Raw genomic sequence first — 19,870 nt, 5'->3', positions numbered from 1 at the left:
CCGTTCACCCACGTTGGGTGGTTTCCCGGTTTCGCGCGAAACCGGGAACTCCGGGCACGGGAAGGTGCTCCCGTGCTTCGAGCCACGCACAGCCGGGTAATCCCGCGACATGGCCTCCACGTCCCCGCAGCAGTCGCCCGGTCGCATCGCTCTTCGTCCCTACGGCAACCCGCTCCCGCTGGGCTTCTTCTCCTTCGGCATCGGCATGGTGCTGCTCGCCGGGATCGCCTTCCAGTGGATACACGGTCCGGATGTCCGGGTGGCCGGCATCCTGATGGCCGCCTTCGTCTTCCCGCTGGAGCTGTTGGCCGCGATCCTGGCATTCCTGGCCAGGGACACCGGTGCCGCGGGCGCGCTGGGCCTGTTCGCCACGTCCTGGGTGGCGCTGGGCCTGTTCCACGTCGTCTTCCCCGACGAGCGAACCAGCTTCGCGGTCGGCCTGTTCCTGGCGGCGTTCGCGATCACGCTGATCCCGCTGGCGATCGCGGCGAGCCTGGGCAAACGCCTGATCGCACTCGTGCTGTCGGTGTCGGCGATCCGGGCCGGACTGGCGGCCGCCCTCCAGCTGGGAGCCCCGTACGCGGTGGGCGTGGCCGGCGGGGTGGCCGCGCTCCTCCTGTTCGTACTGTCGCTGTACGCGGGCACCGCCTTCCTGATCGAGGACGTCCGGCAGCGCACGGTCCTGCCGGTCTTCCGCGGCGGCTCGGCCCGGCGGGCACTCGACTCCGAACTGGCCGACCAGTTCCGACGCCTGCCGCAGGAACCCGGTGTCCGCCAACAGCTCTGAGCGGAGGCCCCGCTCCCCGACCGCGGGTCAGGAAGCGCTCCGGTGACTGTGGACGAACTCCGCCATGATCCGGCCGAGCCGGGTACCGGCGTCCTCCTGGAGGAAGTGGCCCGCGTCGGTGACGGTGGGGTGCTCGATCCCCGCGGCACCGGGGATGCTGCCACGCAGCACGGGCCCCATCGCGGCGGTGATCGGATCGCTGTCGCTGAAGGCCGTGAGGAAGGGGAGCTCGCTGCGTTCCAGCACCTCCCACGCTGCCCGGTTGGCCGCGGTGGCCGGGTCGTCGGGACGAGTCGGCACCAGCGCGGGCATGGCCCGCGGACCGGCCTTGTACTCCTCACCGGGAAACGGCGCGTCGTAGGCGGCACGAGTCGCGGAGGACAACGGATTCCGGCAGCCACCGTGCACGAGCCGCCCGACATCCAGGGTCTCGGCACTCTCGACGGTCCGCCGGAACCGCCACCACACCTCGGGCATGTCGTGGTCACCGGTCGGCACCCCGGTGTTGGCGGCCACCGCTCCGGCGAAGCGGTGCTGATGCTCGGCGAGCAGACGCAGCCCGATCAGTCCACCCCAGTCCTGGCCCACCACCGTGACGCGCTGCAGATCCAGTTCGTCGAAGACCAGCTGTCGCACCCACTCGACGTGGCGGGCGTAACTGTGATCGTCGATCTCGGAGGGTTTGTCGGAGCGCCCGAACCCGACCAGGTCGGGGGCCACGACGCGGAGTCCCGCACCGACCAGCACCGGAATGACCTCGCGGTAGAGGAACGACCAGCTCGGTTCTCCGTGCAACAGCAGCACCACCGGCCCGTCCTCGGGGCCCTCGGCCACGTAGGCCATGCGCAGGGTGCCGCCGTCCTGGTCGCCGACCTCGGCGTACCGCGGCTGGTACTCGAAGTCGACGAGCCCGGCGAAGTACTCATCGGGCGTTCGCAAAACACGCATGATCGGACGCTACTAGCCGCCACCTGCGGGAGTCCATCACGGCCGAGTTCCCACCGGGGCATCGACTCCTCGATTGCCGAGCTCCTCCGACGGGTAGTCGGGGACAGAGCCCGTCAACGCGAGAAGAGGAGCCGAGCATGAAAGCCGTAGTGTGGCACGATCGGGGCAAGATCTCGCTCGACAACGTCGCCGACCCCGGAATCCGGGACCGCGGTGACGCGATCGTGCGCCTGACGATGAGCGCGATCTGCGGCACCGACCTGCACATGATCCGCGGGACGTTCCCGGGCATGGTCGACGGCACGATCCTCGGCCACGAAGGCGTCGGAGTCGTCGAGGAGGTCGGCGACGACGTCCGCAACTTCCGCCCCGGTGACCGGGTCGTGGTGCCCTCGACGCTCTGCTGCGGAGCCTGCACGTACTGCCGCGCCGGCTACAGCGCCCAGTGCGACCGGGCCAATCCGCACGGGCACCTCGGCGGAACCGCCATCTTCGGCGGTCCGGAACCCGCCGGCCCCTTCGACGGGATGCAGGCCGGCTACGTCCGGGTACCGTGGGCCGGCGCCAACCTCGTGCCCATCCCCGATCAGGTCATCGACGAGCAGGCGATCATCTGTTCGGACGTGCTGCCCACCGGCTGGTTCGGCGCGAAGCTCGCCGAGGTCACCCGGGGAGACACGGTGGCGGTGTTCGGGTGCGGGCCGGTGGGTCAGCTCGCGATCACCTCGGCGTTCAAGCTCGGCGCCGGGCGGGTGCTGGCCGTCGACCAGGTGCCCGACCGGCTGGAGACGGCGCGGCGCCAGCACGCCGACCCCATCGACTTCTCCCGCGAGGACCCGGTGGAGACCATGCGGGAACTGACCAACGGCGTGGGGCCGGACCGGGTGATCGACGCGGTAGGCGTCGACGCCTACCCGGGGCCGGAGAGCGAGACCAGCGAGTCCGAGCAGCGCGCCGCGGCCGGGGGTGAAGCTCCCACCTGGCACTACGGCACCCTCCCGTCGCAGGCCGCCCGGTGGGCCGTCAGCGGTGTCGCCAAGGCCGGCACCATCGGCGTGATCGGCGTCTACCCGGCCGGCTTCGACGCGTGGCCGATCGGCTCGGCGATGAACCGCAACCTGACCGTGCACCTGGGCAACTGCAACCACCGCCCGCTGATCCCCGAGCTGCTCGACATGGTCGCCTCCGGCGTGATCGACCCGTCGAACGTCGTCACCCGCCAGGAGCCGGTGACCGACGCGATCGAGGCCTACCGGGTGTTCGACGAGCAGCAGCCCGGCTGGGTCAAGGTCGCGCTGGAGGGCATGACCTGAGCCGGCGAGCCGGCCCGCCGGTTCAGACGTCCACGGTGCGCATGCCCTGTTCGTCGTAGCGCGGGCCGGCCGCGACACCGCGCGGTGCGACCTCGTCGATCGAGGCGAGGTCCCGCTCGGTGAACGTGACCTCCGAAGCGACGACGTTCTCCTCCAGGTATCCGCGCCGCTTGGTGCCCGGGATCGGTACGACATCGGCACCCTGCGCCAGCACCCAGGCCAGGGCGAGCTGGGAGCTCGTGACGCCCTTGGACGCGGCGAGTTCACGGACCCGGTCGACCACCTGGAGATTGCGGTCGAAGTTCTCGCCCCGAAAACGCGGAGCGGTGCGCCGCCAGTCGTCGGCGGGCAGGTCGTCGACGCTGCGGATCCTGCCGGACAGGAAACCGCGTCCCAGCGGGGAGTACGCGACGAACCCGATGCCCAGCTCCCGAACCGTCTCCAGCAGACCGGTCTCCTCCGGCTCCCGGCTGAACAGGGAGTACTCGGTCTGCAGCGCCGAGACCGGGTGCGTGGCGTGGGCCTTGCGGATCGACTCCCCGGACGCCTCGGAGAGCCCCAGGAAGCGGACCTTGCCCGCCTGGACCTGCTCGGCCAGCGCACCCCAGGTGTCCTCGATCGGCACCTCGGGGTCCACCCGGTGCTGGTAGTACAGGTCGACGTGGTCGACCCCGAGGCGACGCAGCGAGGCGTCGATCGAGCGGCGGACGTAGTCGGGCTGCCCGTTGACCCGCCCGGCCCGCTGACCGTCGTTGTCGATCTCGTTGCCGAACTTGGTCGCCAGCACGACCTCGTCCCGGCGACCGCGAATCGCGGCCCCCACGAGCTCCTCGTTGGTACCGGGGCCGTACACGTCCGCCGTGTCCAGGAAGGTCACGCCCAGGTCGAGCGCGCGACGGATCGTCGCGCTCGATTCCGCGTCGTCACTCCGCCCGTAGGCGAAGCTCATGCCCATGCACCCCAGCCCCTGGGAGGGGACCACGAGGCCCTGACCTCCCAAACGACGCTGTTCCATCCGGAAGACTCCTCGCGCTACGCGACCTCAGCCGGTCATCCTGCTCGCCAGCTTCGCCACACCACCGCGGCGACCGTCCTCCTCCAGGCGGAGCCCCACGCCGAGCGCGAAGAAGGTCGGCGCCCACTCGCCGATGAAGATCCCCCACCTGTCCGACCGGTCCAGCGCCTCCTTCTTGCCCTTCGCGGAAACCATCCAGGACACGAAGCTCGCTCCGATCGAGGCGAAGCCGGCGGTGAACATCATCTCCGAGGTCACACCGGCATCGGACAGCTTACCCAACATCAGCACTCTCCATTGCTCGCCGCACTGCCAACACCGGAGTCATTGCCCGTCGCAACCGCGTCTAATCCTCGACCACCCGATGAGGTGACGGCACGCCGAGCACGTACGCACCGTCGTCCGATGAGCTGCAGGATGAACGGTTAGCACAGGAAGCGCGCGCTACCGGGCAGGAGCGGGGCCGCGACCTCACTCTTCCGAACGAGCGCGGTCGTGGGTGAAGCGCGGCGTGTCCTTGGCGAGGAAGGCCCGCACTCCTTCACGCGCGTCCTCGGTGGCGAACGCCCGCTCGGACAGGGCGAGCAGGGCTCGGATCGACTCCTGCTCGTCGTGATCGGCGGCGTACTCCACCGCCTGCTTGCACAGGCCCAGCGCCGTGGCCGGTAAACGAGTCAGCCGCCGTGCCATCTCCCGCGCCGTGGACAGCGCCTCGCCACGGGCGACCACCCGGTTGACCAGTCCCCACTCCGAGGCCGTCTCCACGGAGACCGGATCGCCGAAGAACATCATCCCCTTGGTGCGAGCCGGGCCGATGCGCCGCGCCACGCGCACCGGCCCACCGGAGGAGGGGATCACACCCAGCTTCACCTCCGGCAACGACACCGTGACGCCCGCATCGGCCACGATCACGTCGCAGCACACCGCCAGTTCGAGCCCGCCCCCGTAGGCGAGACCGTTCAGGGCGGCGATGGTGGGTTTGTCGAGCGCGGCCAGCAACCCGAACGTCTCGTTCTCGAACGCCGTCTTCCGCTCCACGACGTCACCGGCGTCGATCAACGCGGGAAACTCCTTGATGTCCGACCCCGCGTTGAACGCCGTGTCACCGGCACCGGTCACCACCACCACGCGGACCTCGTCGTCGGCGGCGAGACGACTGACCACACCGTGGAGCTGCCGGGTGAGCTCGCGCGTCGTCAGGTTCATCGGCGGATCGTTCAACGTCACGACGGCGATGCCGTCGTCGACGGTGCACGACACGAGTTCGGAGGTCATGGTGTCGTTCCTCCCGTGGTCGGGCTCAGCCGCGCAGTCCGGGAAAGTCGGCGTCGCTGTACTCACCGGCCGGTTTGGCGTCGTCGTCGGGATGCTTCTCGGTCTCCTGACCGCGGAGTTCGACTCGGCGGATCTTGCCGGAGATGGTCTTGGGGAGCTCGGAGAACTCGAGTCGCCGGATCCGCTTGTAGGGGGCGAGGTGCTCGCGGGCGAAACCCAGGATGGACCGGGCCGTATCGGCATCGGGCGCGTGCCCCGCGGCCGTCACGACGTAAGCCTTGGGCACGGCCAAGCGCAGCGAGTCGGGTGAGGGGACGACGGCCGCTTCGGCGACGGCGTCGTGCTCGAGCAGCACGCTCTCCAGCTCGAAGGGCGAGATGCGGTAGTCGGAGGCCTTGAACAGGTCGTCGGAGCGCCCGACGTAGGTGATGTAGCCGTCGGAATCGCGGAAGCCGACGTCGCCGGTGTGGTAGTACCCGTCGCGCATGACCTCGGCGGTGCGCTGCTCGTCGTCGTGGTATCCGCTCATCAGCCCGAGCGGCCGCGGGTCGAGGTCCAGGCAGATCTCCCCCTCGTCGCCCGGTTGCCCCGTCGTGGTGTCGATGAGCCGCACCCGGTACCCCGGCATGGGCTTGCCCATCGAACCGGGTTTGAGGGCGTGGCCGGGGGGATTCGCGATCTGCACGGTGGTCTCGGTCTGCCCGAATCCGTCCCTGATGGTCACGCCCCACGCCTTGCGCACCTGGTCGATGATCTCGGGGTTGAGTGGTTCGCCCGCTCCCAGTGCCTTGGACGGAGGAGTGTCGAGCCCGGAGAGGTCGGACTGGATGAGCATGCGCCACACGGTGGGCGGGGCGCAGAAGCTCGTGACCCCGCACCGCTGCATCTCGGCCATCAGCCGCTTCGCGTCGAAGCGAGCGTAGTTGTGGATGAACACGCACGCCTCGGCGTTCCAGGGCGCGAAGATGTTGCTCCAGGCGTGCTTGGCCCACCCCGGCGAGGAGATGTTGAGGTGGACGTCGCCGGGCTCCAACCCGATCCAGAACATCGTGGAGAGGTGGCCCACCGGGTAGGACGCGTGAGTGTGCTCGACCAGCTTCGCCTTGGCGGTGGTGCCGGAGGTGAAGTAGAGCAGGAAGGTGTCGTCGGCCCCCGTCCGACCGTCGGGCTCGAAGTGGGAGGAGCTCCCCTCGGAGTCGTGGTAGTTCCACCACCCCTCGACCGGATCGCCGACCGCGATGCGCGTGTAGTCGCCGGCGACCTCGTCGAACTTGTGCGTCTCGCTCGCGCCGACGACCACGTGCCTGGCCCGTCCGCGATCGATCCGGTCGCGCAGGTCGGCCGGGGCGAGCTGGGTGGTCGCCGGGATCACGATCGCGCCGAGCTTCATGGCGGCCAGCATCGTCTCCCACAGCTCGAGCTGGTTGCCGAGCATGAGCACGAGCCGGTCGCCCCGGCGAACACCGCGGTCCCGCAACCAGTTGGCGACCCGGTTGGAACGCCGGGACATCTCCGCGAAGGAGACGCGCTGCTCCTCGCCCGTCTCCTCGACGATCCACAGGGCCGGCCGGTCGTTGTCGCGCGCGATCTCGTCGAACCAGTCCAGCGCCCAGTTGAACGCACCGAGTTCCGGCCACTCGAACCCGCGCCTTGCCTCCTCGTAGTTCTCGCGCTGGGCAAGCAGGTAGTCACGGGCGGAGCGGAATGCCGTCGTGGCGGTCGGAGTCGTCACCGTACCTCCTCATGTGGTGCGTCGCGGCCGATATGATGCGCATTCAGTGACACAAGCCACTACCCTCTTTCGGGGGTGAGTGCCGAGGGGAGGCGGGCGATGACGACTACCGTGCCGGACGAGCGAGCCAGGATCCGGACCGCGCTGCGGGACCTGGCGCGCACCACCGCACTGCCCATGGCCTTCGGCGGTCCGGTGCTGCCGACTCATCACCTGCTGCTCAGCGACCTGGTGGGGGCCCGGACGACATCGCTGCAAGGACTGAGCGTGCGCCCCGGCACGGGACTGGGCGGCAAGGTGGTCACAGTCGCGCAGCCTATCGCCGTGCCGGACTACCCGAACACGCCGGTCATCACCCACGAGTACGACTCCGCGGTGGCCGCCGAGCGGTTGCAGTCCCTCATCTCGGTCCCCGTCATCGTTCGCGGGACGGTCCGCGCGGTCCTCTACGCGGGTCTTCGCCACGCCGCGCCCGTGGCGGAACGCGTGCTCGACCAGGGCACCGCCGTCGCTCGCGAGCTCGAGCAGGAGCTCGTCGTCCGCGACGAGGTCGAGCACCGGGTGGCGCAGTTGCACAGCGACCAACCCCGATCCGAGCTCTCCGGCACCGAGCGGGAGCAGGTTCGGGAAGCTTATGCGCAGCTGCGCGTGATCGCGCAGCAAACGACGCAGCCGGAGGTGCGCGAGCGCGTGCGGGGAGTCGCCGAGCACCTCGGAACCTCACTGGAGCGGCCGAACCGCACCGGCTCCGTCACCCTCTCGCCGCGCGAGCTCGACGTCCTGGCATGCGTGGCGCTCGGCTGCACCAACGCCGACGCGGCGACGAGCTTGGGGCTGCTTCCCGAAACCGTGAAGAGCTACCTCCGCAGCGCCATGATCAAACTGGACTGTCGCAACAGGACCGAAGCCGTCGCTGCCGCCCGGAAAGCGGGATTGCTGCCCTGAGGGTCTCGCGCAGTGGCCTGCTTCGCGGTGGGGGGTGGAAACCTCGTACGAGCAACAACTGGCCGTCGGTAGCCTGCTCCCCGACATATCGATCACGGGAGGGGCGGAGTGCCGATTACCACTGCTGACGATGGATTCAAGCTGTGGCACGAGACCACGGGGGACGGGCCGGCGCTCGTCTTCCCCGCCCGGTTGCGCGGCGAGTTCGCGACGTTGGCCGCCGCGCTGTCGGACCGGTACCGCGTCGTCCGCTACAAACCGCGCCGCCTCGTGGGGCTGATGGAGTCGGAGAACGACGTCGCCGCCGGCCCCGAGGACCGGGCTGGCGGCCCGTGGGACGCCGCGTCCTGCACCCGCTACCCGACCGACACGGAGATCTCCGACCTGCACACCGTCGCGAACGCGGCCGACGTCGACGACTTCGTCCTGGCCGGGTACTCCGGGATGGCGGCGATGGCCGGCTTCCTCGTCCCGTTCACCGACCGCGCGAAGGGCCTGATGGTCGGCGGCTTCCCACTGCTCGCGGACTGCGCGTACTGGCTCGGCTGCGTGGAGGGCGCCCGCAGCGCGTTCCTACTCACCGGGGAACAGGCCAAGGCTGACGGCCACCACGTCGACCGGCTGCTCTACCGCGAGTGGGACGAGCGCGACGACCGTGCGGCCCTGGCGGCGCTGGCCGGGCCTAAGATCCTCTGGTACGGCAGCCGGGACTGCGAGCCGGAGTGCCGCATGTACGACTACACCGGAGGCGCCGCCATCGCCCGTCGCGTCGCCGAGCACGCCGACGAACTGCGCACCCTCGGTTTCGAGGTCATCGAGCTCGACGACCAGGACCACATCAGCGCCTTGGCGACGACGGACCTGGTCGCCCCGCGGCTGTCCGCCGCACTGGCCGAGGGCGGATGGTGAGGGGAGCGGAGGGACCGCGACATCGACGGACTCCCCGGCTACTCTGACGAGAAAGCGGCCCGGTGGAAGGTGCGCGCATGAGACGCGGACGACGTGGGCACCCGTGCGTTCCCGACATGTCCGACATGGGCCTGTGGCACTGCCCCGAATGCGGCCAGCAGTGGGAGGTCCACGGTGTCGTCGGAAACCTCCGAGCCCGCAGGGTGAGCCGCATCGGCTCGTTCCTCGCCCGGCTGCTGGGGTCCTGACCCACCGAGCACGCCGTCGCCGGTGGTCCGGCGGTTAGGCTTCCGGTGCCGTGACGCCGACGTCGGAGGGAAACCGGGATGCGTGCTGTCGTGATCGACGAGTTCGGGACACCACCGCAGCTGCGCACCGTGCCCGACCCGGTACCGGCGGCGGACGGGGTGGTGATCGCGGTCGAGGCCACCGGGGTGTGCCGCAGCGACTGGCACATCTGGCAGGGGCACGATCCCGGCGTCGCCCTGCCGCACGTGGCCGGGCACGAACTCGCGGGCCGGGTCTCGGCGGTGGGTCCCCGGGTTCACGGCTGGAGCCCCGGCGATCGGGTCACGGTGCCGTTCGTGTGCGCGTGCGGGGTGTGCCAGCAGTGCGCCGCGGGTCATCAGCACGTCTGCGAGCGCCAGTTCCAGCCGGGCGCCACCCACTGGGGTTCCTTCGCCGAGAGAGTGGCCGTCGAGCGGGCCGGCAGCAATCTCGTCGCTCTCCCCGATCACCTCGACTCGGCGACCGCGGCCGCGCTGGGATGCCGGTTCGCCACGGCCTTCCGCGCGCTGCTTCGCCAGGGACAGGTGCGGGCGGGGCAGTGGGTCGCGGTGCACGGATGCGGCGGTGCCGGGATCTCGGCGGTCATGCTCGCCGCCGCGGCCGGAGCGAAAGTCGTCGCCATCGACCTCTCCCCCGAAGCGCTCGACCACGCCGCCGACCTGGGGGCGACGGTCACGGTCAACAGCAGCGACACCCCCGACACGGCCGAGGCCGTCCACGAGATCACCGGTGGCGGCGCGCACTTGTCCCTGGACTGCGTCGGCCACCCCACCACCTGCGCCGCGTCGGTCTCCTCGCTGCGCACCCGTGGTACCCACGTCCAGCTCGGGTTGATGCCCCCGGCGCAGGGGCCGGCCCCCGTTCCCATGCACCTCGTGATCGACCGGGAACTGCACATCGTCGGCACCCACGGCCTCCAGGCCCACGAATACCCGGACATGCTCCGACTCGTCACCGGTTCCGGACTCGACCTCGAGCGGCTCATCGGCCGGCGCATCGGGCTCGAGGACGTTCCCGCCGCCCTGGTGGCTATGAACGAGCCGGTTTCCTCCCACAGCGGCATCACCGTGGTCGACGTCGGCCGCTCCGTACGGTGACGGCGGCGTCCTCGGTGACCGAGGGGCGATCCGCAGATCGGGTCACACGTCCGGAAAGGGGTCCGGGGGTATCCCGCCCGAGCGCGTGATCTCCGCGTCCGCGGCGTGGACGACGGCGACGTACTCCTCGTCCAGCTCGTAGTCGATCCCCTCTACGGTGAAAGACGGTGTCAGGTGGGTGTCCACCGGCCCCAGCACGGTCTCGCGCGGCAGCCTCGCCAGCACCGACTTCGGTTTCCGACGGCTCCAGAGTCCCGTGGACAGCACGGTGATCGCCTCGCGGCTCACGACGACGAGAACGCTCGGCTTCGCGCTCGGCCACACCTCGGCGGGAAAGAGGTACCGGATCTCGCCGTCCTCGTCCAGGAAGACCCTGCTGCGCTCGCGGGTGGACGCGGATACCGGCATGTCGGGAGTTTAGCGCCTCCGTCCGCTCCGCAGTGATCATCGAGCTCCGGCTTTCCCGACCTGCAACGACCGGTCACGGGACGGCCGCGAAGGCCCGCACGGGGAAGGTGGCGAGTCCCCGGATGCGCGGCGGCACCGCCGTGAAGTGGGCTCCGGTGGCGGGCAACGCGTCCAATCCGGTCAGATGCTCCACGACCGGGGTCCCGGCCTCCAGCAGGACCGTGTGCGCGGGTCGTTCGCCGGTGCTGGTGTCGTCGATGTTGACCGCGTCGATGCCGACGAGCGCGGCTCCACCGGCGACCAGGCTCCGGGCCCCGGCTCCGGTCAGGTGCGGGTGGTCGGACTCGCCGTACCGGGCCGTGCCCCAGTGCCGGTCCCAGCCGGTGCGCAGCAGGACGGCGCAGCCCTCGACGGTGACCCCGTCGAACTCCTCGGCACCGATCGCGCCACCGCCCTCGACGACGAGGGCGGGCAGCATCGCGCAGCGGTCCAGGGGCAACTGGTGCAGATCGTGCCCGGCGCGGAAGCGGTGCGCGGGAGTGTCCAGGTAGGTGCCGGTGTTGGCCACCATGTCGATCCGTCCGATCGCGAACTCCGTGCCGGCCGAGTAGTGCTCGTGCGACTCGTCGAAGCCGAGATGGGCCGAGATCTCCGGGCCCGGCAGCCCCGGGTACGTGACCATTCCGTCGTCGATGACATGGCTCAGGTCCACCAGGCGCATGAGTCGATCATCGCAGACGCGGTTCACCTGACAACCGTGTTTTCGAAACGGGACCGAGGAAGCGACTGATCACCCCTCGAAGGACTCCGGAGGACTCCCCGCCGCGGACGGGACTTCTACGACTCCAGGGGGCGGACGGTGAGGATCTGCTCCGCCTGGCCGAGTGCCCCCCGGGTGTCGTGCAGGACGGTGCTGGTGACGCCCTGGCCGTGGCTGCCGAAGACGACGCTGGTGTCGAGTCCGGTCCACCGGCCCTCCGGCAGGCGGTGGAGGTGGACCGACAGGTCGACGTTGGGAAACATCCACTTGGTCGGTTCCTGCCGCACGGCGATGCCGTTGGCCGTGTCGACGAGCGCGACGTAGGAGGCCAGGGGACTCGCCGACTCGCCGGCCACGAGTTCGACGGGGGTCGACACCCACGCCGCGGTACGTCCGGGCTGGGGCGGCCCGACGGGCCGGACGTCCAGGGAGGCGATGTACCCGCCGGGCCACAGGGAGCTCATGTTCCAGGGCTGCAACGACTCGGGGTGCTGCAACGGGTCGGGGTCGCCACCGGCGACGGTGCTGGTGTCCTGTGCCGCCAGAAGCCACACGCGGGCCCTGACCACGGGCCGCTGAGAGATGACCACGGTGGCTTCCACCAGTTCGATGGTGCGGCCCGCCCGGAGCGTCTCCACGTGGACGTCGAACTCGTCGAGGGCGATGCGACCCAGGATGTCGCAGCTGATGCGGCTGATCATCATGTCGGGACGCTGCTCGCTCGCACGCACGCGCTCGATCGCGTGGACGATGAGGCCGCCCAGCGGGCTGAAGTGCTGTTCGTCGCCGCGCCACGCCCCGACGGCGTGGGCGGTCGGCCGAAAGCGGTGCGTGCCGAGTCGCTCGAAGTAACCGGGCCTGCGCTCGGATGCGTTGGTCAACGGAGGTCCTCTTCCTGGATCAGCGCGATGATCTGGGGCTCCAGGGTATTGGCGAGGAGGACGCAGCGGACGGTGCCCGCCCCAGGAGCACCCGAGCACCCGGAAGGCCCCGCTCCGGCGAGAAGGATCCCGGGCCGACGGGAGCGCGCGGCCGGCCCGGGATCGACGTGGTGCTCGCGCTCAGGCTCCGCCGGGAAGCGGGGCTTGCGGGGCCACCAGGTTCTCCTCGCGCAGCGTTCGCCAGAACTCCTCGGGAATCGGCGCCTTCAGCAAGTCGAGGTTCTCGGCGACGCGCTCGGGGCGGGACATGCCCGGGATCGTGGCCGCCACGGCCGGGTGCGCCAACGAGAACCGCAGCGCGGCGGACCTCAGATCCACCTCGTGCTTCTCGGCGACGCGGCGCAGGTGCTCCACCCGGTCCAGGACCTCGGGAGAGGCCCGCTGGTACTCGAAGTGCTGCCCACCGGCCAGGACGCCGGAGTTGAACGGGCCGCCCACCACGAGGTCGACGTCGCGCTCCAGGCAGCTCGGCAGCAGCCGCTGGAGAGCGTGCGCGTGGTCGAACAACGTGTAGCGCCCGGCCAGCAGGAAGGCGTCCGGACGCGGTTCGTCCAGTCCCAGGGTCAGCTCGCACGGCTCGACGGTGTTCACCCCCAGTCCCCAACCACCGATGACGTTCTCCTCCCGCAACCGCGTCAGAGCGCGGAACGCTCCGGTGCGGGCCGTGGCGAAGGCGTCGATCCAGTCGTCGCCGTGGAAGTCCGGCGAGACGTCGTGCACCCACGCGATGTCGATCCGATCGATCCGCAACCGCTGCAGGCTGTCCTCGACCGCGCGCATGGTGCCGTCGTAGGTGTAGTCGTCGCGCACCCTGTTCTTGCGGCCGTGCGCGAACAGACCGCCCTTCTCACCCGGATCGCGCTCGGCCGGTTCCTCGAGCTGTTCCTCGACGACGCGTCCGACCTTGGTGCTGACCACGTACTCGGAACGCTCGTGCCGGGCCAGTTCCCGGCCGAGGCGGATCTCCGACAGGCCGGCGCCGTAGACCGGCGCGGTGTCGTAGTACCGGATCCCGTTGTTCCAGGCGGCCTCGACGGTCGCGGCGGCGTCCTCGTCGGAGACGGCGCGGAACATGTTGCCCACGGGTGCCGCACCGAATCCGAGAACTCCACCGGGTACCAGCGACCGGATGCTCACACGTGCTCCTTGTCGACGTCGGTGTTGGCGTGCCCGGGGACGTGTTCCCCGGGCGTTCTCCACCACCGACGCTAGGGAGCCTTAGTATGCTTGTCCAAGACACACTAAGCGACAGTTAAGTCCGTGAGGGTCTGAATTGTTGGATCTGCGCCAGCTGCGCTACTTCGTCACGGTCGCCGAGACCGAGCACGTCGGGCAAGCGGCCGAGCAGCTGCACATCTCCCAGTCACCGCTGAGCCGCCGGATCGCCGAACTGGAAAAGCACCTGGGGCTGACCCTGTTCGAGCGCAGCCAGCAGCGGATCCGGCTGACCGCCGACGGCCGGGTCTTCCGCACCGAGGCGCGGGCGCTGTTGCAGCACGCCGAGCGCCTGGAGTCACTGGGCCAGCGCCTCGGACGCGGCGAGGCCGGTGGTCTGTGCCTGGGCTACGTGGCTCATGCCCTGCACGCGGACGTGCTGCCCCGGGCTCTCCGCGAACTGCGCCAGGACCGGTCCGAGGTGCACGTCGCGCTGTACAACCTGTCGGCGACCGAGCAGCTCGAAGGACTCCGACAGCGGAGCCTGGACCTCGCCCTGGTGGACGCCCCTCCCGCCGCCGACGACCCCGTCCTGAACAGCACGCTCGTGCTGCACGACCCCCTCGTCCTCGCCCTGCCGGCACAGCACCCCCTGGCCCGGCCGGACGAGATCACCCCGGACGACCTGGACGGACAAGCCTGGATCCGGGTCGGTGACACGGGCTCCTCCGACACCTCGGGGGACCTGCTGACCTCCTGCGTCGAGGCCGGTTTCACGCCGGACATCCGCATGACGGCCCCGGAGCCGCTCGCCGCGCTCGGCCTGGTCGCCTCGGGACTGGGCATGGCACTGATCCAGCGAAGCATGCTGCGCGGCACCCCCGCCGAAGTCGTCCTGCGCGACCTGCCCTGGTACACCTCCTCGGTACGGCTGTGGGGCGCCTGGCACCACGTCGACCTGCGCCCCCTCGTCACGGAGTTCCGCCACCTCCTGCTGGACACGCTGACCCGGGAGTGACCGACGACACGGTGCCGTCCGAGGTGTGGCACAGGTGGCCCCGACCTCGGTGCGCCTTCGCGAGGTCCCCCACGGTCGAAGCCGGGTGCTCCTAGACTCGACCGCAGCGGTTTCTCGCCGGGCCGCCGAGTGACAGACTGCGACATCGGACGTGATCTCCAGGAAAGGGGCGCATCGTGAACGAGCCACAGCCGGACCCCTCCGAGGTGGATCTCACCACCCCGAACATCGCCCGGATGTACGACTACTTCCTCGGCGGCGCGGCCAACTTCGCCGTCGACCGCGACGCCGCCGAGGAGTTCCTCCGGGTCTACCCCGGCAACCTCGCCTGGTCCCGGATCAACCGCGCGTTCCTCGGCCGCGCCGTGACCACCCTGACCGAGATGGGCATCGACCAGTTCCTCGACCTGGGATCCGGCGTACCGACCGTGGGCAACGTCCACGAAATCGCCCACCAGCACAATCCCGACGCCCGGATCGCCTACGTCGACATCGAGTCCGTCGCCGTCCATCACGCCCGCCACCTGATCGGCGACGACCCGCGCGTCACGGTCACCCAGGCCGACCTGCGGCAGCCGCACTCCGTGCTGAACGCGTCCGGCGTGGCCGGACTGCTGGACTTCACCCGGCCGGTGGCGGTGCTGACCGTGGCGATCCTGGACATCATCGACAACGCCGACGCCCTCGGGATCATGAGCACCTACCGCGACGCCTGCTCCCCCGGCAGCGCCCTGGTCATCTCCAACGGCGCGGTCCTGCGGATGACCGCCGAGGAAAAGGCCGGCATCGAGTCCGTCATGGCCCAGACCTCCACCCCGCACGTGCACTGGCGCACCCGGCAGGAGGTCGCCGAGATCTTCTCCGGCTACGAGCTCATGGAACCCGGCATCGTGCCCAGCGCCCAGTGGCGCCCCACCGAACCGATCAGCGACGACGAAGCGCTCCGGTCCAACGGCTACGCCGGAGTCGGCATCCTCCCACGACGCCCCGCCTGACGGCGCCGCGTGCGTGACGCGGAGCGCTGTCACATCCGGTAGACGTCGATCGCGTTGCCCCCGAACACGGCCGCGGACTCCGCGGGAGACAGCGCCGACAGGCACCGGCGTGCGGCGTCGAGAACCTCGGAGTACGTCGCGGCCAGGGTGCACACCGGCCAGTCGGAGCCGAACAGCAACCGTGCCGGGCCGAACGACTCGAGCAGCTCGGTGACGTAGGGGTGCAGGTCCGCCACGGTCCACGTGCGCCAGGACGCCTCCGTGACCAGTCCGGAGAGCTTGCACGTGACGTTGGGCAGTGCGGCCAGTTCGGCCATCCCGTCCGCCCACGGCCGGACGGCACCACTGGCGATGTCGGGTTTCGCGGCGTGGTCGACGACGAACCGCAGGGACTCGAGCGACCGTGCCGCCCGCAGGGCGGCGGGCAGCTCCCGCACCCGGACCAGCAGGTCGTAGGCGAGGCCGTGCTCCGCGAGCGTCGCGAGGCCCCGCAGCACGTCGGGCCGGGTCAGCCAGTCGGGATCCGGTTCGTCGTGGACCTGGTGCCGTATGCCGACGAGCCGCTCGCCACCAGGAGCCGCGCGCAATCCCGCCAGGGTCTCGTCCAGGTCCGGAGCGGTCAGATCGACCCACCCGACGACTCCGGCCACCGGGCCACCACTGCCGTCGGCGACCGCCAGAAACTCCCGGGTCTCGTCGAGATCGGCGACCGTCTGCACCAGCACCGTCCGGTCCACCCCGACCGCCCCGGCCTCGTGCCGCAGCTCGTCCACCGTGCAGCGGCGGCGCAGGGCCGCCGCGGGGCCGACCATCCAGGGGTACTCCCGCGCCGCGGGATCCAGCAGGTGATGGTGCGCGTCGACGATCATCGTGGCGATACCTCCTCCCGTCACTGCGCGGCACTTCCCGGCAAAGGAGCGTCCGCGCGGAGCAGTCCCCGTTCACGGAGCTCGCGCCACAGTTCGCCGGGAACTCCCCGGGCGAGGAGAGCGGCATCGCGGGTGATCTCCTCGCCCGAGCGGGCACCCACGACGACGCCGGCCACCGCAGGATGTCCCGCCGCGAAGGCCAACGCCGCCTGGGGCAGGCTCACCCGGTACCGCTGCGCCACCTCGGCGATGCGCCGTGCCCGGGCGCGGATCTCCTCCGGCGCCGTCGCGTAGTCGTACATCGCGTCCGCGGGAGGATCGTCCACGGCGAGCAGTCCTCCGTTGAAGACTCCCGCCGCGAGCACGGAGACGTCGCGCCGCCGACACGCGGGTAACATGCCCTCCAGCGCGGACTGGTCGAGCAGGGTGTAGCGCCCGGCGAGCATCACCGCGTCGACGTCGGTCTCGACGACGAAGCGCTCCAGCATCCGCACCTGGTTCATCCCGACCCCGATCGCGCCGATCACCCCCTGATGACGCAACTCGTGCAGGGCCGGGTACGCCTCCTCGACGGCCTGGTTCCAGTGGTCGTCGGGATCGTGGAGCAGGACCACGTCGACGTGGTCCGTGCCGAGCCGCCGCAGGCTGGACTCCAGCGATCGCCGGACTCCGTCCGCGCTGAAGTCCCAGTGCCGCTCGTGGTCGGCGGGAACGTCGAAACCGGCGTCGTCACGGCGACCGCGTGGGTTCGGGGTGGGCACGAGCAGTCTGCCGACCTTGGTCGAGACCACGGCTTCGTCGCGGCCCAGCTCGGCGAGGACGCGGCCGAGCCTGCGTTCGGCAAGGCCGAGCCCGTAGTGCGGTGCGGTGTCGAAGTAGCGGACTCCCGCGTCCCAGGCCGCTCGCACGGCGTCGAAAGCGGTCTCCTCGTCCACCGCCCGGTACAGGTTGCCGATCGCCGCGCTCCCGAAGCCGAGTGCGCTGACGAACACCCCGGACCGGCCCAGTCGAACCGGGTTCACGACGACTCCCCCGCCGACTCCCCGTCGAATCCGAGCTCGGTGCGCGGGGCGCTTCGTTTCATCGGAGACCTCCGGGTCACCGTCCTCCGGGCGCGCGTCACTCGTTCCGCAGTCGCAACCCGTTCATACCGCCGTCGACCGCCAGCACCGTGCCCGTGGTGGCTCCGGCATCCGGGCCGGCCAGGTAGGCCACGGCCCCGGCCACCTCCTCGGCCGTGACGAGCCGGCCCGTGGGTTGGCGCGCCCGCAGGGCCCGGAGCTCGTCCTCCGGGTCGGCCGCGGTCGACAGCAGCCTGCGCACCCAGGGAGTGTCCACCGTGCCCGGATTGACGCAGTTGACCCGGACGCCTTCCGTCACGTGATCGGCGGCCATGGCCAGGGTCAGCGACTGCACCGCGCCCTTGCTGGCGCTGTACAGGGCGCGCTGGGGCAGCCCGGCGGTCGCCGCGATCGAGCACGTGTTGACGATCGCGGCGGACGCGGACGCGCGCAGGTGCGGCAGGCACGCCCGCGTCGCCCGGACGAGGCCGAGCACGTTGACGTCGAAGACCCGGTTCCACTCCTCGTAGGAGTTGGACTCGACGGACCCCTGGGCTCCGATTCCCGCGTTGTTGACCAGCACGTCCAAACCGCCCAGCCGTCGAACCACGTGCTCGACGGCCTCGGTCACCGCGTGCTCGTCGGTGACGTCGCAGGACACCCCCAGCGCTCCGGCCGGGGCGCCGGAGGGATCGACGTCCAGGCACGCGACAGCGGCTCCGCGATCGGCGAGCGTGGACGCCACCGCGAGCCCGATCCCGGAACCACCCCCGGTCACCACGGCGGCCAGACCCTCGAAGTCGGGTTTGCTCATCAACGGTCCCTTCGCGATCGGGCTCGGCGGCCGAACGGGCGGTAGCCGTCCTCCCCGTCATCACATCACGGGGACGAGGAACTCACCGCTCGGCCGACCGACGTATTCTCGCCCGGCGGAATCCGCAATTCCTACCCCCGAACGCAGCAATCCTCCGGACCGATCCGGCGAAAAGCTCGGTGCCGCGCCCGGAAACGCTCAGCGAGGTTTTCCGGCCGGGGTCGTCGTCAGGGTCCGGACCACTGTCCCAAAGGGTGAACGGACCGTTTTGGCACTCACACCGCCCGAACGGTCCGTTCACCACGACCACCACGATGCCGGGAGGTACCTTTCAGCCGAACGGCCCGACAGGAAAACATCGCTCAGCCGCGCTGTTCGACGCCCTCGGCGGGCGAGGGGGACGTCGCAGCGCCGGAGTGCTTCGCCGCAGCGGCCTCCGGGGTGTGCCGGGAGAGGGAGGCGGCGATGGTGAAGACGATCAGCGCGGCGACGATGCCCGACAGGGCGAGCACCACGACGACGGTGGTCGGCCGCGACGGAGCGGATCGCCCGGTGGCATCGGGGCGAACCGGAGCTTGGGACACGGGGCGACCTCCGCGGGGAACGGGTACGTGCGACCACATTATTAAGTCAGTTGATTGACTGAACCTAACAGGGATGGTCGACTGCTCTCGTCCCCGAGGTCGGTTTCGAGGAGAATGCGCGGTGTACCGTGCCGACAGCGAACAGGTGGACGAACCGCCCGACTCCCGGCCCGGAGACACTGGAGCGGAACGGAGGGCCTTACCGTCGGTGGGCTCCGAGAACTCCCGGTACGGTGGTGATCATGGCAAGTAGGACGGCCCGGGAAGAGCGAGCCACCGCGACGCGGCAGCGGATCCTGACCACCGCGGAGCAGCTGTTCGCCGAGCACGGCGTGTACGCCGTGTCCAACCGCCACATCAGCGAGGCCGCCGGGCAGGGCAACAACGCGGCAGTCGGCTACCACTTCGGCACCAAGGCCGAGCTCGTGCAGGCGATCGCGCACCGGCACGCCGAGCCGACCGAACAACTGCGCGTGCGGATGGTGGAGCAGGTCGGCGACACCGCGGACGTGCGTGACTGGGTGAGCTGCCTGGTGCGCCCGACCACCGATCACCTGGCGGCGCTGGGCAACCCCACGTGGTTCGCCCGGTTCGGCGCGCAGGTGATGACCGACCCGGCCCTGCGCGACATCATGGTCGACGAGGCGCTGAGCGCGCCGTCGCTGCACCAGGTCCTGGAGGGCCTCGACCGATGCCTGCCCGAGCTGCCGTCCGAGGTGCAGGCCGAACGCTACGACATGGCCAGCCAGTTGATGGTGCACATGTGCGCCGAGCGGGAACGCGCCCTCGCCGAGGGCACCCCCACACCACGGGCCGGCTGGTACGAGGCGGGCACGGGCCTGATCGACGCGATCACCGGGCTGTGGCTGGCTCCCGTCTCCCGGGACTGACCGCGTCGGAGGTCTTCGACCAACGCGACACCCCCCGTCACCCGTGGTGATCACTGAGCTTCCCGG

The 19,870-nt window shown here is 70.4% G+C and carries 22 protein-coding genes; 9 read left to right on the top strand and 13 right to left on the bottom strand.

Features of this window, described 5'->3' with window-relative positions; all coding sequences use genetic code 11:
* Positions 1-109: 109 nt before the first annotated feature.
* A complete protein-coding gene (locus FHX42_RS18000; RefSeq protein WP_182545576.1) occupies positions 110-787 on the top strand; it encodes an acetate uptake transporter family protein in 678 nt (225 codons plus the stop codon).
* 27 nt (positions 788-814) lie between these two features.
* Here FHX42_RS18000 and FHX42_RS17995 read toward each other — a convergent pair whose 3' ends face one another.
* On the bottom strand, positions 815-1,735 hold the full coding sequence (locus FHX42_RS17995; protein ID WP_182545575.1) for a haloalkane dehalogenase: 921 nt from the start codon (positions 1,733-1,735) through the stop codon (positions 815-817).
* Between the two features lie 137 nt (positions 1,736-1,872).
* On the opposite strand from FHX42_RS17995, the gene FHX42_RS17990 reads away from it, so the two are divergent.
* Positions 1,873-3,048, top strand: a complete 1,176-nt coding sequence (locus FHX42_RS17990) for an alcohol dehydrogenase catalytic domain-containing protein (protein WP_182545574.1) — start codon at positions 1,873-1,875, stop codon at positions 3,046-3,048.
* A 22-nt stretch (positions 3,049-3,070) separates the two neighbouring features.
* Here FHX42_RS17990 and FHX42_RS17985 read toward each other — a convergent pair whose 3' ends face one another.
* The 4 genes from FHX42_RS17985 to FHX42_RS17970 form a co-directional block, all read right to left on the bottom strand.
* Positions 3,071-4,063: an aldo/keto reductase gene (locus tag FHX42_RS17985; RefSeq protein ID WP_182545573.1), complete on the bottom strand. Its 993-nt coding sequence runs from the start codon at positions 4,061-4,063 to the stop codon at positions 3,071-3,073.
* 27 nt (positions 4,064-4,090) lie between these two features.
* Positions 4,091-4,348: a hypothetical protein gene (locus FHX42_RS17980; RefSeq protein ID WP_182545572.1), complete on the bottom strand. Its 258-nt coding sequence runs from the start codon at positions 4,346-4,348 to the stop codon at positions 4,091-4,093.
* A gap of 186 nt (positions 4,349-4,534) precedes the next feature.
* Complete coding sequence (locus FHX42_RS17975; RefSeq protein WP_182545571.1) at positions 4,535-5,338, bottom strand: enoyl-CoA hydratase/isomerase family protein; 804 nt, start codon at positions 5,336-5,338, stop codon at positions 4,535-4,537.
* Between the two features lie 25 nt (positions 5,339-5,363).
* A complete protein-coding gene (locus FHX42_RS17970) occupies positions 5,364-7,070 on the bottom strand; it encodes an AMP-binding protein (protein ID WP_182545570.1) in 1,707 nt (568 codons plus the stop codon).
* A gap of 99 nt (positions 7,071-7,169) precedes the next feature.
* Between FHX42_RS17970 and FHX42_RS17965 the strand changes: the two genes are divergently transcribed.
* The 4 genes from FHX42_RS17965 (at position 7,170) to FHX42_RS17950 (ending at position 10,309) form a co-directional block, all read left to right on the top strand.
* Entirely contained in the window at positions 7,170-8,015 is an 846-nt protein-coding gene (locus FHX42_RS17965) for a helix-turn-helix transcriptional regulator (protein ID WP_182545569.1), read from the top strand.
* 108 nt (positions 8,016-8,123) lie between these two features.
* Positions 8,124-8,924, top strand: coding sequence for an alpha/beta fold hydrolase (locus FHX42_RS17960; RefSeq protein ID WP_182545568.1), 801 nt, complete (start codon positions 8,124-8,126; stop codon positions 8,922-8,924).
* A 77-nt stretch (positions 8,925-9,001) separates the two neighbouring features.
* Positions 9,002-9,172 (top strand): hypothetical protein, encoded by a 171-nt coding sequence (locus tag FHX42_RS17955; protein WP_182545567.1) that lies wholly within the window; start codon positions 9,002-9,004, stop codon positions 9,170-9,172.
* Between the two features lie 78 nt (positions 9,173-9,250).
* On the top strand, positions 9,251-10,309 hold the full coding sequence (locus FHX42_RS17950) for a zinc-dependent alcohol dehydrogenase family protein (protein WP_182545566.1): 1,059 nt from the start codon (positions 9,251-9,253) through the stop codon (positions 10,307-10,309).
* A 42-nt stretch (positions 10,310-10,351) separates the two neighbouring features.
* On the opposite strand, the gene FHX42_RS17945 is transcribed toward FHX42_RS17950, so the two are convergent.
* The 4 genes from FHX42_RS17945 to FHX42_RS17930 all read right to left on the bottom strand — a co-directional run bounded on the left by FHX42_RS17945 (position 10,352) and on the right by FHX42_RS17930 (position 13,555).
* A complete protein-coding gene (locus tag FHX42_RS17945; RefSeq protein WP_182545565.1) occupies positions 10,352-10,717 on the bottom strand; it encodes a hypothetical protein in 366 nt (121 codons plus the stop codon).
* Between the two features lie 73 nt (positions 10,718-10,790).
* The gene (locus tag FHX42_RS17940) at positions 10,791-11,438 is read right to left on the bottom strand and encodes a cyclase family protein (protein WP_182545564.1); all 648 of its coding nucleotides are present in this window, start codon (positions 11,436-11,438) and stop codon (positions 10,791-10,793) included.
* 116 nt (positions 11,439-11,554) lie between these two features.
* Positions 11,555-12,358, bottom strand: a complete 804-nt coding sequence (locus FHX42_RS17935; RefSeq protein WP_182545563.1) for a thioesterase family protein — start codon at positions 12,356-12,358, stop codon at positions 11,555-11,557.
* Between the two features lie 180 nt (positions 12,359-12,538).
* Positions 12,539-13,555, bottom strand: coding sequence for an aldo/keto reductase (locus tag FHX42_RS17930; RefSeq protein WP_182545562.1), 1,017 nt, complete (start codon positions 13,553-13,555; stop codon positions 12,539-12,541).
* A 139-nt stretch (positions 13,556-13,694) separates the two neighbouring features.
* Between FHX42_RS17930 and FHX42_RS17925 the strand changes: the two genes are divergently transcribed.
* Entirely contained in the window at positions 13,695-14,591 is an 897-nt protein-coding gene (locus tag FHX42_RS17925; RefSeq protein ID WP_220480520.1) for a LysR family transcriptional regulator, read from the top strand.
* 176 nt (positions 14,592-14,767) lie between these two features.
* Entirely contained in the window at positions 14,768-15,586 is an 819-nt protein-coding gene (locus FHX42_RS17920; RefSeq protein WP_328796360.1) for an SAM-dependent methyltransferase, read from the top strand.
* Between the two features lie 29 nt (positions 15,587-15,615).
* On the opposite strand, the gene FHX42_RS17915 is transcribed toward FHX42_RS17920, so the two are convergent.
* From FHX42_RS17915 to FHX42_RS17900, 4 genes are all read right to left on the bottom strand, one after another.
* A complete protein-coding gene (locus tag FHX42_RS17915; RefSeq protein WP_328796412.1) occupies positions 15,616-16,452 on the bottom strand; it encodes an amidohydrolase family protein in 837 nt (278 codons plus the stop codon).
* Between the two features lie 23 nt (positions 16,453-16,475).
* Positions 16,476-17,477: an aldo/keto reductase gene (locus FHX42_RS17910; RefSeq protein ID WP_182545559.1), complete on the bottom strand. Its 1,002-nt coding sequence runs from the start codon at positions 17,475-17,477 to the stop codon at positions 16,476-16,478.
* Positions 17,478-17,574: 97 nt separating this feature from the next.
* Positions 17,575-18,330 carry an SDR family NAD(P)-dependent oxidoreductase gene (locus FHX42_RS17905; protein WP_182545558.1) on the bottom strand — a complete coding sequence of 252 codons (756 nt, stop codon included), beginning with the start codon at positions 18,328-18,330 and terminating at the stop codon, positions 17,575-17,577.
* A gap of 362 nt (positions 18,331-18,692) precedes the next feature.
* Complete coding sequence (locus FHX42_RS17900; protein WP_182545557.1) at positions 18,693-18,914, bottom strand: hypothetical protein; 222 nt, start codon at positions 18,912-18,914, stop codon at positions 18,693-18,695.
* A 242-nt stretch (positions 18,915-19,156) separates the two neighbouring features.
* On the opposite strand from FHX42_RS17900, the gene FHX42_RS17895 reads away from it, so the two are divergent.
* The gene (locus tag FHX42_RS17895) at positions 19,157-19,804 is read left to right on the top strand and encodes a TetR family transcriptional regulator (RefSeq protein WP_182545556.1); all 648 of its coding nucleotides are present in this window, start codon (positions 19,157-19,159) and stop codon (positions 19,802-19,804) included.
* The last annotated feature ends 66 nt before the right edge of the window (positions 19,805-19,870 follow it).

Source organism: Halosaccharopolyspora lacisalsi (assembly GCF_014137975.1).
Classification (GTDB): domain Bacteria; phylum Actinomycetota; class Actinomycetes; order Mycobacteriales; family Pseudonocardiaceae; genus Halosaccharopolyspora; species Halosaccharopolyspora lacisalsi.
Note: the sequence above shows the minus strand (reverse complement) of the source record. Positions and strands in the feature narration are given on the sequence as shown.

What these genes read in the sequence shown, in the direction of transcription:
- FHX42_RS18000 (WP_182545576.1), top strand. Translation starts at nt 110, where the DNA reads ATGGCCTCCACGTCCCCGCAGCAGTCGCCCGGTCGCATCGCTCTTCGT.
- FHX42_RS17995 (WP_182545575.1), bottom strand. Translation starts at nt 1,735, where the DNA reads ATGCGTGTTTTGCGAACGCCCGATGAGTACTTCGCCGGGCTCGTCGAC.
- FHX42_RS17990 (WP_182545574.1), top strand. Translation starts at nt 1,873, where the DNA reads ATGAAAGCCGTAGTGTGGCACGATCGGGGCAAGATCTCGCTCGACAAC.
- FHX42_RS17985 (WP_182545573.1), bottom strand. Translation starts at nt 4,063, where the DNA reads ATGGAACAGCGTCGTTTGGGAGGTCAGGGCCTCGTGGTCCCCTCCCAG.
- FHX42_RS17980 (WP_182545572.1), bottom strand. Translation starts at nt 4,348, where the DNA reads ATGTTGGGTAAGCTGTCCGATGCCGGTGTGACCTCGGAGATGATGTTC.
- FHX42_RS17975 (WP_182545571.1), bottom strand. Translation starts at nt 5,338, where the DNA reads ATGACCTCCGAACTCGTGTCGTGCACCGTCGACGACGGCATCGCCGTC.
- FHX42_RS17965 (WP_182545569.1), top strand. Translation starts at nt 7,170, where the DNA reads ATGACGACTACCGTGCCGGACGAGCGAGCCAGGATCCGGACCGCGCTG.
- FHX42_RS17955 (WP_182545567.1), top strand. Translation starts at nt 9,002, where the DNA reads ATGAGACGCGGACGACGTGGGCACCCGTGCGTTCCCGACATGTCCGAC.
- FHX42_RS17950 (WP_182545566.1), top strand. Translation starts at nt 9,251, where the DNA reads ATGCGTGCTGTCGTGATCGACGAGTTCGGGACACCACCGCAGCTGCGC.
- FHX42_RS17945 (WP_182545565.1), bottom strand. Translation starts at nt 10,717, where the DNA reads ATGCCGGTATCCGCGTCCACCCGCGAGCGCAGCAGGGTCTTCCTGGAC.
- FHX42_RS17940 (WP_182545564.1), bottom strand. Translation starts at nt 11,438, where the DNA reads ATGCGCCTGGTGGACCTGAGCCATGTCATCGACGACGGAATGGTCACG.
- FHX42_RS17905 (WP_182545558.1), bottom strand. Translation starts at nt 18,330, where the DNA reads ATGAGCAAACCCGACTTCGAGGGTCTGGCCGCCGTGGTGACCGGGGGT.
- FHX42_RS17895 (WP_182545556.1), top strand. Translation starts at nt 19,157, where the DNA reads ATGGCAAGTAGGACGGCCCGGGAAGAGCGAGCCACCGCGACGCGGCAG.